Annotated in this window: 13 protein-coding genes; all 13 read left to right on the top strand. The window is 55.5% G+C overall.

Features of this window, described 5'->3' with window-relative positions:
- On the top strand, positions 1–4,311 hold a 4,311-nt coding region (locus KHU33_RS23325; RefSeq protein WP_407928310.1), incomplete at its 5' end, for a beta strand repeat-containing protein.
- Positions 4,312–4,497: 186 nt separating this feature from the next.
- Positions 4,498–5,319 (top strand): OmpA family protein, encoded by an 822-nt coding sequence (locus tag KHU33_RS23320; protein ID WP_211467424.1) that lies wholly within the window; start codon positions 4,498–4,500, stop codon positions 5,317–5,319.
- A gap of 88 nt (positions 5,320–5,407) precedes the next feature.
- Entirely contained in the window at positions 5,408–5,884 is a 477-nt protein-coding gene (locus tag KHU33_RS23315) for a DUF4019 domain-containing protein (protein WP_211467422.1), read from the top strand.
- A 73-nt stretch (positions 5,885–5,957) separates the two neighbouring features.
- Positions 5,958–6,743: an OmpA family protein gene (locus KHU33_RS23310; protein WP_211467420.1), complete on the top strand. Its 786-nt coding sequence runs from the start codon at positions 5,958–5,960 to the stop codon at positions 6,741–6,743.
- Between the two features lie 120 nt (positions 6,744–6,863).
- Positions 6,864–7,622, top strand: coding sequence for a response regulator transcription factor (locus KHU33_RS23305; protein ID WP_211467418.1), 759 nt, complete (start codon positions 6,864–6,866; stop codon positions 7,620–7,622).
- 190 nt (positions 7,623–7,812) lie between these two features.
- Complete coding sequence (locus tag KHU33_RS23300; protein WP_230414509.1) at positions 7,813–10,335, top strand: type VI secretion system Vgr family protein; 2,523 nt, start codon at positions 7,813–7,815, stop codon at positions 10,333–10,335.
- Between the two features lie 25 nt (positions 10,336–10,360).
- Positions 10,361–11,248, top strand: a complete 888-nt coding sequence (locus KHU33_RS23295) for a DUF4123 domain-containing protein (protein ID WP_211467414.1) — start codon at positions 10,361–10,363, stop codon at positions 11,246–11,248.
- A 31-nt stretch (positions 11,249–11,279) separates the two neighbouring features.
- A complete protein-coding gene (locus KHU33_RS23290; RefSeq protein ID WP_211467412.1) occupies positions 11,280–11,768 on the top strand; it encodes a DUF3304 domain-containing protein in 489 nt (162 codons plus the stop codon).
- Positions 11,769–11,921 carry a hypothetical protein gene (locus KHU33_RS23285; RefSeq protein ID WP_211467410.1) on the top strand — a complete coding sequence of 51 codons (153 nt, stop codon included), beginning with the start codon at positions 11,769–11,771 and terminating at the stop codon, positions 11,919–11,921.
- A gap of 32 nt (positions 11,922–11,953) precedes the next feature.
- On the top strand, positions 11,954–12,439 hold the full coding sequence (locus tag KHU33_RS23280; protein WP_211467408.1) for a DUF3304 domain-containing protein: 486 nt from the start codon (positions 11,954–11,956) through the stop codon (positions 12,437–12,439).
- Positions 12,440–12,592, top strand: coding sequence for a hypothetical protein (locus tag KHU33_RS23275; RefSeq protein WP_211467405.1), 153 nt, complete (start codon positions 12,440–12,442; stop codon positions 12,590–12,592).
- 32 nt (positions 12,593–12,624) lie between these two features.
- Positions 12,625–13,116, top strand: coding sequence for a DUF3304 domain-containing protein (locus KHU33_RS23270; protein WP_211467403.1), 492 nt, complete (start codon positions 12,625–12,627; stop codon positions 13,114–13,116).
- Between the two features lie 180 nt (positions 13,117–13,296).
- Positions 13,297–14,560, top strand: a 1,264-nt coding sequence (locus KHU33_RS23265; protein ID WP_211467401.1) for a T6SS phospholipase effector Tle1-like catalytic domain-containing protein, incomplete at its 3' end; no start/stop codon positions are given.

Genomic DNA, 14,560 nt, shown 5'->3' with positions numbered 1-14,560 from the left:
ATCGGCAACACCAACGCTGCCTATGGAGCGGGCTCGGTGGCGCTCGGCCAGAATTCAACGGCGGGCGTTCTGGGCCAAAGCACTGGCAACGTCGCGATCGGCAATGGTGCGACGGCGACGGCGAGTGCCGGCGATGTGGCGCTGGGTTCCGGTAGCGTGACGGCTGCGCCGAATCCAACGTCGAGCGCCGTGATCGGTGGACAAACCTACAATTTTGCCGGCACCAGTCCGACCAGCGTGGTCAGCGTAGGCGCAGCTGGTGCGGAGCGCCAGGTGACTAACGTGGCGGCAGGCCGGATCAGCGCCACCAGTACCGACGCCATCAACGGTTCGCAGCTCTATGCAACCAACACTGCGATGACTTCGCTGTCGTCGTCGGTCGGTTCTGTCACTTCGCAAATTGGTTCGTTGTCGACCGGTCTGAGCACCACCAATAGCAATGTGACCTCGTTGTCGACTTCGACTTCGACCGGCTTGAGCACGACCAACAGCAATGTGGCATCGCTGTCGACCTCGGCTTCGACCGGCTTGAGCACAACCAATAGCAGTGTGGCGTCGCTGTCGACCTCGACTTCGACTGGCTTGAGCACCACCAACAGCAGTGTGGCGTCGTTGTCGACCTCGACTTCGACTGGCTTGAGCACGACCAACAGCAGTGTGGCGTCGTTGTCAACGTCGACGTCGACTGGCTTGAGCACGACCAACAGCAGCGTGGCTTCGTTGTCAACATCGACTTCGACTGGTTTGAGCACGACCAACAGCAGCGTGGCCTCGCTGTCGACCTCGACTTCGACTGGTTTGAGCACGACCAACAGCAGTGTGGCGTCGCTGTCGACCTCGACTTCAACCGGCCTGAGCACGACCAACAGCAGTGTGGCGTCGCTGTCGACCTCGACTTCGACCGGCCTGAGCACGACCAACAGCAGTGTGGCATCGCTGTCGACTTCGACTTCGACCGGCCTGAGCACGACCAACAGCAGTGTGGCATCGCTGTCGACCTCGACTTCGACCGGCCTGAGCACGACCAACAGCAGTGTGGCATCGTTGTCGACTTCGACTTCGACGGGCTTGAGCACCACCAACAGCAGCGTGGCCTCTCTGTCGACCTCGACTTCGACTGGCATCAGCACCAACGCCAGCAACATTGCTTCGTTGTCAACCGGTCTGAGCACGACCAACAGCAGCGTGACGTCACTATCGACGTCAACCTCCACCTCGGTCGTCTCGCTGTCCACCGGCATCAGTACGATGCAAGCACATACGGATACTCTCGGGAACAGCACAGCGGCAACGCTGGGCGGCGGCGCCACCTATAACTCGGCGACCGGCGCTATCACCGGTTTCAGCCAGCCGATCAACAGCGTCAGCGCTACCGGCGCCGTGACTGGGCCAACCGCGCAGACCACGGTTGCAGGGGCGTTGACGGCACTGAATGCCAACGTCGACAATACAGCCAATATCGCGGTCAAGTACGACGCAGTCGGCGGCAGCAAGATCACCCTGGGTGCGACCGGCGGCGCCGGTGCAGGCGCGCCGGTAACCATCACCAATGTGGCGCCGGCGGCCCTGAATGCGACCAGCACCGATGCGGTCAATGGTTCTCAGCTGTATGCCACCAACCAGAATGTGACGAATCTCACTAACGGCAAGACTGGTCCGTTTGTATCGGACAACAGCGTGACGGCGGTGCAGCCGGTATCGAGCGGCGCCAATGCCAGCGCCGGTGGTTTCGGAGCGAGTGCGACAGGCGCGGCCTCGACGGTGTTGGGTAACCAATCCACCGACAACGGTGTCGCCAATAGCACGGTGCTGGGTCAGGGCGCCAGCATTGCAGCCGGTACCACGGGCAGCAATGTGGCGCTGGGCCAGGGCAGTACGGTGGCGGCCGCAGCGGTGCCGACCACCGGTGCGACGATTGGCGGCACAGCCTACACGTTCGCGGGCGGTGCGCCGGCCGGTGTGGTATCAGTGGGCAGCGCAGGCAACGAACGTCAGATCACCAATGTGGCGGCAGGTCAGTTGAGCGGTAAAAGTACCGATGCGGTGAACGGTTCGCAGCTGTTTGCGACCAACCAGCAGGTGACGGCCAACACCACAGCGCTCAACAACATCAACAACGGTGGCGGCATCAAGTATTTCCATGCCAATTCGACGTTGGCCGATAGCACTGCTACCGGTACGGGCAGCGTTGCCGTTGGCTCCACTGCGAATGCGAGCGCCACTGATGCAATGGCGTTGGGTCATGGTTCGGCCGCTACCAATGCGGGCGCAGTGGCCCTGGGTGCAGGCAGCACGACGGCCGCGCCGGTCGCAACTACCGGTGCGACCATCAACGGCACTGCCTACAACTTTGCCGGCACCACGCCGGCCAGTACAGTGAGCGTCGGCAGTGTCGGTAACGAGCGGACGATCACCAATGTGGCGGCTGGACAATTAAGCCCGACCAGCACCGATGCGGTAAACGGCAGCCAGCTGAACGCAACGAATCTGGCCGTTGCTGCGAGCAAAACACACTACTACAGTGTCAACGACGGTAGTACCCAAGGCGGAAACTACAATGACAATGGCGCCACCGGACTGAACGCCGTGGCGGTTGGTGTCGGATCCTCGGCCTCGGCGGCGAGCGATGTCGCCGTGGGTAATTCCTCTGCGGCTTCCGGCGGATCGTCGATTGCTATCGGTAACGGCGCGCAGGCATCCGGCGCCAACAGCATCAGCATCGGCACCGGCAATGTAGTCAGCGGCGCCAGCAGCGTAGCGATCGGCGATCCAACGACCATTACCGGTACAGGCAGCTTCTCCGTGGGCAATAACAACAGCATTGCCTCGAACAACACCTTTGTGCTGGGCAGCAATGTGACAGTACCTGCGGGGCTGGATGGTTCGGTGGTGCTGGGTAACGGCAGTGCAGCAGCTGCCGCGGTTCCTACTGCCAGCAGCACAGTTAATGGTACGACCTACGGTGGCTTTGCCGGCACCACACCGGCTGCCACCGTATCGGTGGGCGCAGTCGGAGCGGAACGTCAAATCACCAACGTGGCGGCGGGGCGGATCACGGCAACCTCAACCGATGCTGTCAACGGTTCGCAGCTTTATTCAGTAGCGAGCGGTCTGGGCAATGCAATCAATAACCTGACAACCGTTGTCAACGCTAATCAATTCCCGATTGCCTCCAGTGAAGGGAAGACGTTTACCGGTTCTGTCGGCGCGGCAGGAAGCAACTCACTCGGCATGGGCACCAATGCAGTAGCAACGGGCCAGAACTCGACCGCTGCAGGTCAAGGAACTGTGGCCAACCAGGCCGACACGACCGCACTCGGCCAAGGCGCCCAGGCGACAGCTGCCAACAGTACGGCGCTAGGTCAAGGGGCGGCAGCCAGCACTGCCAATAGCGTGGCAATCGGCAGCGCCTCGGCGACAAGCGCAGCCGTGGCAACCGCCGGCGCCACCATCCTCGGCACCGCATACACCTTCGCCGGCAGTACACCGGCGGGTGTGGTCAGTGTTGGTTCCGTAGGGAGTGAGCGGCAGATTCAGAATGTTGCAGCCGGACAGCTTAGCGCGAGCAGCACTGATGCCGTGAATGGCAGCCAACTCTATGCAACCAACAGCGCTCTCAGTAACCTGACTAGCATAGTAGCAGCGGCTACCAGTAGCCTGACTACTGCTCAGCCCAAATATTACAGCGTCAATTCGAGCGGCGGCGGCAACGCCAGCAATAACGGTGCAACTGGAAGCGATGCTATTGCTTTAGGCAAGAACACTGTCGCCTCTGCCACGAATTCGGTTGCCATTGGCGCCGGCACGAGCGTCACGGCTAGCAACGGTGTAGCAATCGGCGCCGGTTCGACGGCTGATCGTGCAGGCTTGAGCGGTGCAAAGGAGTCGTTCTCTAATACGGCGGTGTCATCGACACAAGGCGCAGTCTCGGTCGGCAGCGCTGGCAATGAGCGTCAGATCACCAATGTTGCGGGTGGAACGCAGGCGACGGATGCTGTCAATGTGCGCCAATTGCAGGCGGTGCAGTCAGGAGGGGTGCATTACGACACCAATACTGACGGTTCAACCAACTACAGCAGCGTCACGATGGGCAATGGTGCGAGCAGCCCTGTGGCGATACATAACGTCGAAGCCGGTACTGCCGCTACGGACGCGGTCAACGTTTCTCAGCTCAATGGCGCAGTACAGCAGGCTAACCGATACACAAGCGCGATAGCCATGCAGTTGCAGAACAATATCAACGACGTTGCCAAAAAGGCTTACGCAAAACCAGAATGCGATTGGTGTGTCTCTGCGTCGTACCGCAGATAACGGCCGCTGGAGTCTCAGCGGCGGTGTCTCCGGTACAACCGCAGGCGGTGTAGCTGCCCGGGTTGGGGTATCTGGAGTTCTCGACTGAACGAAAGACAGTCATGGCGGTTATTTCAGCAAACCTCCATGACTGTCGCGGGCGCAGTGTAAATCTTCCGATTCACATTATTTTCTCAGGATTAGTTTATGCGACATTCTTCCAGCATCCTCCGTCGGGCTTTGTGCATAGGCATGCTTTGCTGCACGATTTTTTCTGCAGCTGCGGCCGGCACTAACGACGTGAATTTTCCGGCACTCGATAGTTCCTACTTGAAAACCGGTGATTTTGTTGGTCCAGACCACGTAAAACGCGTAGTACCGGGCTTGAACAAAGACCAGGTGCGCCTGGAACTCGGCAACCCTCAATTCAGCGAAGGAATCTTCGGTGTACGCGAGTGGGACTACGCGTTCAACTTGTATACGGGTAGGGGTAATGAGTACGTTACCTGTCAATTCAAGGTTAAGTTCGATTCGAATAACCGGGCTACGTCTACCTATTGGAAGAGCCCGGAATGCGAGAGGTTCTTCAATCCGCCTCCAGTCAAAGATGCGCCCATAGTTCCTGTAGCAGCAAAACCCTTGCGGCGTCACGTAGAGTTTGGCGCAGACGGACTGTTTGCATTTGGCAAATCGGACCTCGGCAATCTGGATGCAACAGGACGAGCCAAGCTTGACGATCTGGCAGGCCATCTCAAACAGGACGCGGTTAAGTTGTCGTCTATCGTTGTGACCGGGTATACAGATCGAATGGGTTCTGCAGACGAAAACCTTGCGCTGTCGCAAGCGAGGGCCAATACGATCCGTGATTATTTGGTAAAAAAAGGCGTGGACGATCGTCTGATCCGGGCATATGGCGCCGGCGGAGCCAAGCCCGTCGTTCAATGTCCTGGGCAGAAATTGACGCCACAATTGGTGCAGTGCTTGCAACCCAATCGGCGTATAGAGATCGAGATCGCTGGGGAGCAATGAGTAGTACTGCCAGCGGGGATTGGCATGCCGAGGGCGGTATCCGGAATATCTCTATCTCATGTTTCTATTGCATATAAAGGAAAAAAATATGTCACTGTCGTTTAGGCAGATCAAATATGTTGGCGCATTTGTCTTCGGCTTGATATCGGGCGGTAGCAATGCTTACGCGCAATCGTCAGATACTTCGGTAGATGCGGCGCTGAATACGGCGACGCAATGGGTGGCAATGGCAGATGCAAATCAAGCTGTTCATATGTGGAGTTTAAGTAGCCCCGAGATGAAAAAAAAGATCAACCAGGAAGAGTGGGGCAAGTATCTGAATACCCTGCAAAAAGAGCTGGGGCATATCAATGGCCGCGATTGGGTGCAGATTTCTCACTTTATAAATCCAAGCAATTCTCCGCCCGGAGAATATATGAGTATCACATTCTCATCTCGCTTTTCTAACACGCCGGCTCTTGAAAGAGTGTCGTTGATAAAGGCAGCATATCGCTGGGTGCCTATAGGGTACGTGATTACCAAAAAACCAATTGAATCGGCCCCAAATATTTCGTCTGGAAAATAGAACGATATTTTTTGTGCGGAGGGCGTCGCACCCGATCGCAAATGGCTCAAGGACATCACACCAGGATAAAAAAATGAAAAATCGCCACATAGCCGTATTGTTTGGGCTACTGATTGCGGCAACGCTTGTTCGTGCGGACGATGCTGTAGAGTTTCCGGACCGGAGCAAGGCATGGCTCAAGGAAGGCACGTTCGTGAATCTCGACAACCTGCGGCAGATGATGCCGGGCCTATCGAAGAGCCAGGTCTCTGCACTGCTGGAAAAGCCGCATTTTTCGGAAGGCATATTCCATGTGAGGAAATGGAACTATATCTTCAATTTCCGCACCGGCAAGGGTAATGAGTTCATCACCTGTCAGTACCAGATCCGGTATGACGACAAGCTATTGGTGCAGAGCGTGCACTGGAAAGAACGCGAGTGCGAGGCACTGGTCGCACCTGCGCCGGAGCGTGCAGGCCCGATCGGTTCCGAGCATTTCGCGGTCAACGAGGATGTCCTGTTTGCCTTCGACAAGTCATCTGTTAACGACATGCTGCCGGACGGCCGCGCGGCATTGAACGATATTGCCGCGCGCTTGAATTCGGCTTATCGCAAACTGACGTCGATCAAGATTATCGGCCACACCGACCGCATCGGCCCCGGCGCCTATAACCAGGAATTGTCGCTGGCGCGGGCGCTGACGGTGCGCGACTACCTGGTGTCGCGCGGGTTGCCGAGCAATCCGCTAGCCGCCACTGGAGTAGGCAATGCAGAACCGGTCGCAAGCGGATGCCCTGCAGGCCGCAGCAGTGAAGCGGTACGCTGCCTGCAGCCGGATCGCCGCGTGACTATCGATGTGCTTGGCGAAAAGCGCCAATAGCGCATACGTAAGCCACGACGAGAATCATTTGTCGTGGCATTCCCTGTTTGCCGTACTTGCCTCCGGATTTTCCGGTTGCCGCCTCATCTAGAGTCACATGCCGTGAACGCATCGGAATTTATGAAAATCGTAATCCTTGAAACCAATCCCGAATCCCTTGGCCGCGCAATGCAGACCCTGTCGTTCTCGGGACATCTCTGTTACGGCGCACCAAGCGAAAGAACATTGAAGGCGCTGCTCGAAGACCTGTCTGTCGATCTGGTCATACTCGATTGGGAAGCGCCGGATATGAATCGGCGCGACACGCTACGTTGGCTGAACGACAGTTTCCCGACGACCCCAGTCGTGCTGGGAGTGATCGAAGGCACGTCGGAAGACGACATTGTCTCAGGATTGGCCGCCGGCGCGGACATTTACATCAAGAAGCCGCTAGGCAGCAACGAATCGCTGCTGCGCATCAACCAGCTGGCGCAGCGCATCTCTCCTGGGCACAGAGTGTACAGCGATACATTTGAATTCGAGCAATTTCGCTTTCATGCGTCGGAATGTTGCGTGGAGTTGCATGGCCGGCGCATCAGCCTGACGCTTAAAGAATTCAATCTTGCGCTGCTTCTATTCAGGAACCTGCCTTCGCCGGTGACGCGCCAGCAAATTGCAATCGCCATGTGGGGCGATGACAAAGAGGCGAAGTCGAGGAGCATTGACACGCATATCTGCAAAATCCGCGTGAAACTTGGCTTGCACCCGGAGCACGGTTACTGCCTGAGTTCACTTTATCGCAACGGCTACCGGCTTACGCGAACGCGCATTTTACCCGCTGCGCCGGCGTCTGGCGTCGTCTCAATTCCTGAGACATTAGTTGTTCGACGACTGGCGTAATTACGCTAGCACGAAGCTGCGCGGCTATGTCCATCAACGACACCGGCTTGGCAATCGTAGGATTTTGACAAGAATTATCACCGCAGATGGGTAGATAGCGTTATGATAACGAAATACTTATCATATTGATAATTTTCGTCAACATGCTGCTTCATAGGAGAACCCAATGCTCAACGCGCCTCGCAGTCTTATGGCTAGAAGTGCTGCCATCCCGGATGTAATGGGACAGCCGGGCTTGATCCCGGTGAGCATCAAAGGCGCCGAATCTCTCAATAGCTTGTACAGCTATAAAGTCATCCTCAAAACGCCGGATGCGTTAGTCAATTTCGGATCAGCAGCCAACTATGATTTGGACGCATTCTTAGGCAAGGAACTGACGGTAGAAATCCAGTTGGAAGGCTCTGGCAGTTTTGTTGCAGGCATGGCCGGTGGCAGTGGGCAAGCCAACATCGGTGCCGGTGTCCGCGAAATCTCCGGTCTCATCAGCGCTGCGGCCGTATTGCGTCAGGTCGGACGGTATGTGTTTTACGAAATCACGTTGGAACCATGGCTGAAACTGGCAACCTACAATGCCGATTGCCGTATTTTCCAAGATAAAACAGTCATCGAGATTCTGGATGAGCTGCTCTCTAAGTACACGTTCCCGGTCGACAAGCGCCTTTATGAACAGTATCCGAAGCGCGATTACGTTACTCAATTTTCAGAATCGGATTTCCAGTTCTTCAGCAGATTATGCGAGGACTGGGGAATCAACTATTTCTTCGAACATAAAGATGGCAAGCATCGCTTGGTGCTGACAGATGCTAACGTCGCGTATAAGCCGTTTGACAGCGAGGCCTATCATGTCCTGAACTACTACGGCGAAAAGCCAAGGATCGACCAGGAATTCATCCATACGTTTTCGCCCACGCACCGCGTGACTCCGGGCCGCTACACCTCACGCGATTACGACTACACCAGACCGAGAAGCACGCTTGAAGTCAGTCAGAATGATCATCGCATCTCCGATCATAACGCCGAGGTCTACGAATATCATGCGGATGCGCATTACGTGCAGCCGAAGGCGGGACCGCAGCAAGCGACCAACGACCCTTTGGACGAGGGAACGAAGAACGCCCGCATACGCATGGATCGCCTGCGCAACGACGCGCAACGGGCCAATGGCTCCGGCCATATTCGTGCCATGGTGCCGGGCTGTACCTTTGAGCTGGGGCGGCATCCAGCCAGCAAAGCCAACATCGAGTATTTAATCGTCGCCACGCACTTCGAGATGGAAGACGTTGCACAGGAGAGCCAGCAGATCGGCGGCGGGCAGCAGTTCAGCGTCCATGTCGATTTTGAAGTGGTGCCGTTGCGTGGCGAACAGTATCGCCCCGAGCGCATTACCCCAAGACCGAGCTTGCATATCCTCACTGCCATCGTAGTGGGACCGCCAGACGAAAGTATCTGGACTGACGCGCTAGGCCGCATCAAGGTGCAATTTCCGTGGGATCGTCTGGGGCAGGGCGATCAAAACAGCAGTTGCTGGGTACGGGTATCCAGCCCTTGGGCGGGTAACCAACTGGGGGGCAGTCATATTCCCCGGGTCAATCAAGAAGTCTTGATCCATTTCATCAGCGGCAATCCCGATTTGCCGATCTGCACCGGGCGCGTGCACAATGCGCTCAACATGCCGCCCTGGTCGTTGCCGGGCCAGAGCGCACTATCTGGTTTCCGCAGCCGTGAACTGACGCCGAAAGGCGGCAATAGCGCGGCTGGCCGCAGCAATCACCTGGTCATGGATGACACTGAAGGCAAGATACAGGCACAGCTCAAGAGCGATCATCAGCATAGCCAACTCAGTCTCGGCAACATCACCCGCATCGAAGACAATGCCGGCCGCAAAGACCCGCGGGGAGAGGGTTTTGAGCTGCGTACCGATGGCCACGGCGCCATCCGCGCCAAAGACGGTTTAATCATCACGACCGAAGCCCGCGGCAATGCGCAAAGCCATATCAAGGATCTCGGCGAGACGGTGCAACGTCTGACGCAAGCGCGGGACCAGCATGAAACCCTGGGCGATCTGGCGCAGCAGCATCAGGCGCAGGAGCGCGACAGCGATCAGAGCGATGTCGCCAAGGTCATCAAGGCGCAGAACGAGGCGATCAAGGGCAGCGGCGGCGATGCGAAAGCGGGTAATTTCCCGGAACTGGCCGAACCTCACCTGATTCTTGCCAGCCCTGCCGGCATCGAGACCACCACAGCGAAATCGACGCATATCGCTAGCGGCGAGCATATCGCGCTGACCAGCGGCCAGCACGTCAGTCTGTCAATCGGTAATCGATTGCTGGCCAGTGTCAAGAATGGCATCCGTCTGTTTTGCTACACGGCCGGGATGAAATTGATTGCGGCAGCGGGCGACATCGATATTCAGGCGCTTAAAGACAGCATCAATATGCTTGCCAAGCTCAATATCACCCTTACCGCCAATCGCATCACCATTACCGCGAAAGAAGAAATCGTCGTCAATGGCGGCGGCAGCTATACCAAATGGGCTGCGGCAGGCGTTGAGACCGGCACTAGCGGCGATTGGCTAGTCCATTCGGCCGGTAGAGACATGGTGGGGCCGAAAAGCCTGCCCATTACGTTACCCCAGTTTCCCCAGGCAGTATGTAAAGAGTGCCTGAAAGCAGCGATGGCAGCGCGTACTGCCGCCGGCTCCCCCACTCTTTGATGACATGATTCAAGGACAAAACTCTATGTATTACGGCGTTGACCCACATCATCCAGAATTAAGCAGCCTGATCCAAACGATTATTAGCGCGACTATCGAGAAGCACGGCAAGCTCTATGTTTACGCACTGATCGACGGCACGTTTGACGACAACGTCGGTCACCAGCTTTGGGAATACAGCAAGCAAGCCGATACCGGCGTCGTCTCGCTGTATGACAACACAGTATTAAGCGGGTATGAAGAATGCGCGCCGTTTCTGGTAAATCTGTCGTCGGAGAACTTGCCTACACTGCTCAAGCTCAGCGAAGGCAAGCCGATGTTGAGCATCGTGCAAAGTCCGCTGCCGATCAAGGCGCTGCAACAGCATTTTGCGGCGTTTCTACAGATTCGTACCACGTCGGACGGCATGCGCATGGTGCTGCGGTTTGCCGACACCATGTGCAGCCAGAATGTCCTGAACATGTTCAATGATACACAGCGCAGCGCGTTCTGCTCCGGCTTTACGGCATGGCATTTGATCAACCGCAAAGGCATGCTGACCACCATCGACGGCACTTGTCTGGATATGACAGCCTATATGCCGCCCGCCGTGGGTGAAGGTAATGCCATCGACGTCACCGACAGGCAATACGCGGCATTGATCGATGCTGGCGAAGCTGATTACATACTGTGCGATCTTGCCAAACAAGCCCATTTTCTTGTGGCCGAGCGCACGTCCTCGACCCTGTACAGCATGATCAGTGGATTATTGAAGCAGTTGACCGAATACGGTATCAAGAAGGACAAAGAGAGGTACGCCTTGGTGGCGCAGGCCATCATGCTCCCCGAGCGGGATCAGGCATTGGCGTTGCTGGAAGATGCGCAAAAGCATGGCGCTGAGATTGCATTGCAGCGTGCAGCTTCATCGCGTTGATCACAAAAACACATTCACACGAAAGAAATTCATGCGTCTAGAACATCTACTGATACTCACCGCGACGCTGGCACTCAGCGCTTGTGCAGCAACGGCACCGAACACAGCACAAGCACCAAATCAGAAGCCATCCATGGTTGTCGATATAGAGCTGGTGCCGGTATCGATAGCTTGTTTTTCTCATCCAGGCGTGGGTTACATTCACGATTTTTATGTCAAAGAGCCTTTTAGCGAGCGAATGGCGGGCGGGCTGAGTTGTGGCGGTATTGTCGGTGGCGGTTACATGCTTCCCTTGAAATGGCAACCCGGCATGAAAGTCAAAGTGCGCTGGAAACCGAATGGGCGCAATTGGGTAGAAAAAACCACCACGATTAGACGCTACGACGAAGCCGGAAATCTTTTCGTTCATTTTTTTGCAAACGATGAGGTGCGAGTAGTCTCATCAGCTCGTTATGGTTCACAAAGTCCAAAGCATCCAATTCTTAAAGATGTCACGATTGCCCCGCCGGAGGAAGAATAAATGAACGCCCAAATTCAATCCGCGCCGTTGAGTATTACCGGTCACGCCGAAAATGAAATGACGCCGAGCGTTGCCGACCTATGCCGTCGCATTTTGCAAGGAGATCGGCCGACAGTCCATGCGCCTCCTTGCCAGAAATACGTCAACCATTGATCGCTAAAAATATATTCATGCGAAGGAAATTCATGCGTCTCAAACATCTACTGATACTCACCGCGACGCTGGCACTCAGCGCTTGTGCGGCAACGGCACCGAATACAGCGCAAGTCCCCGTTAAAAAGCCGTCCATGGTTGTGGATATACCGATGACGTTTGTTGACATGGGATGCGTTGGTCATCCGGGTGTGTCTTACATCTACGCGTTTTACGTGAAAGAGCCTTTTAGCGAACGGATGGCGGGTGGGCTGAGTTGTGGTGGCATAGGTGCTTTTGGTTACATGCTTCCCTTGAAATGGCAACCCGGCATGAAAGTCAAGGTGCGTTGGAAACCGAATGGGCGCGATTGGGTAGAAAAAACCACCACGATCAAGCGATATGAAAAGGCTGGAACGCTCTACGTTCATTTTTTTGCAAACGATGACGTGCGTGTAGTTTCTTCGCCTTATTATCCAGAAAGCGCTCAATACCCAATTCCTGAAAACGCCACCGTGGCCCCGCCGGAGGAAGAGTAAATGAACGCCCAAATTCAATCCGCGCCGCTGAGTATTACCGGTCACGCCGAAGGGGAAATGACGCCGAGCGTTGCCGACCTATGCCGTCGTATTTTGCAAGAAGATCGGCCGACAGTCCATGCGCCTCCCTGCCAGAAATACGTCAACCATTGATCGCTAAAAATATATTCATGCGAAGGAAGTTCATGCGTCTCAAACATCTACTGATATTCACCGCGACGCTGGCACTCAGCGCCTGTGCCACAACGGCACCGAGTACAGCACAAGCGCCCACGCAAAAGCCGTCCATGGTTGTCGATATACCGATGACGTTCGTGTCGATAAGTTGCGAGAATCATGAAAACAAATATATCTACGCGTTTTACGTGAAAGAGCCTTTTAGTGAGCGGATGGCGGGTGGTCTGAGCTGTGGTGGCATAGGTGCTTTTGGCTACATGCTTCCTAGGCAATGGCAACCTGGTATGAAAGTCAAGGTGCGTTGGAATCGACCAATCAAGGGCGAAGATAACTGGATAGAAAAAACCACGACGATCAGACGGTATGAAAAAGCTGGAACGCTGTACGTTCATTTTTTTGCAAACGATGAGGTGCGTGTGGTTTCTTCGCCTTATTATCCAGAAAGCCCTCAGCACCCAATTTCTGAAAACGCCACCGTCGCGCCGCCGGAGGAAGAATAAATGCCCGCCCAAATTCAATCCGCACCGCTGAGTATTTCCGGTCACGCCGAAGGGGAAATGACGCCGAGCGTTGCCGACGTATGTAGTCGTATCCTAAAAGAAGATCGACCGACCGTCCATGCGCCTCCTTGCCAGAAATACGTCAACATTGGTCTATTCTTCGATGGAACCAATAACAACATGCTTCGTGATATACCACAGAAATGTCACACCAATATCGTCAAATTGTTTAACGCACATAAAGATGCACGTGAAAAAGGAAATCTGAAAGCGCCGGGTCATCATAAAATCTATATTCCTGGCTTGGGCACACGCTTCCAGGAGAACAGGGAGTGGCGTGAAAGTGCAGAAGGTAAAGCGTTTGGCAAAGGTGGTGAAGCGCGGATTTTGTTTGCACTGCTTCAGGTCTATAACGCGGTGCACCGGGAATTTGGTGACAACCCCACTGACATGTTCGACACCGATGCTATCACCGCTAAAATCCAGCAATACGCCAAAGACGTGGAAACCAGCAACCCGCTGCGCGATGCCAGTGATCCGCGTCCCGACCGCCGTAGCTGGTTTGCAGACCTCACCAAGGAATTAGACCCGCTATTGCGCAAGGCCCGTAAAGACAGGCCGAAACCGGATATTCCGAAGATTACGCTGAATGTGTTCGGCTTTTCACGCGGCGCGGTGGAAGCGCGGGCGTTCTGCTACTGGTTTGCCGACTTGCTTAAAAAAGACGGCACCTTTGCCGGCATGGATGCCGAGATTGCTTTTTTAGGCTTGTTTGAGAGCGTGGCGTCGATAGGATTGGCGAATTCCGCATCGGAAACCACGCCGCTGTTCTTTGCCGACGGCCATTTTAGCTGGGCCAGGGAAGTACGCGAGGCGCTCCCGCCTTGCGTCAGAAAAACCGTGCATTACATCGCCGCCCATGAGCAGCGGCGTAATTTTCCGATCACCCGCGTCAAGGGCGACGATGTCACGGAATACCTCTACCCTGGCGTGCATAGCGATGTCGGCGGCGGCTACAGCCCCGGCGATCATGGGCGCGGAGTACGCATGGGGATGATGGTGTCGCAAATCCCGTTATTGCATATGCACAGGGAGGCGAGCCGCGCCGGAGCGCCTTTGTTGTCCTATTCCGAGATGGATGATCGTCTGAAGAAGGATTACGACATCGACAGCGATCTGAGCGCTGCCTGGAATACGTATATGGCCGCCTTGAAATTTCCGACCGATGTGAACAACATTGCGACGGGGAACTATCAGGAAATGGTGCAGAGGCATATGGAACTGTATTGCGGTTTCCGCCGCAGATGGCTCAACGAGTTCACGGATTTGCCTTCGTATGATCGTGCCAGCGCACAAGACAAGGAAGACCTGAATAGCTACAACAATTTGTTGAAAGGCGATTTGGCGCTATTGCGCAAGCGAAAAGATTTTGCGGCACAAGGCA

Origin of the sequence: Collimonas silvisoli, from assembly GCF_018305005.1 — a bacterium.
Lineage (GTDB): Bacteria > Pseudomonadota > Gammaproteobacteria > Burkholderiales > Burkholderiaceae_D > Collimonas > Collimonas silvisoli.
The sequence above is the reverse complement of the archived record's forward strand: the minus strand, read 5'-3'. Positions and strand labels throughout refer to the sequence as shown.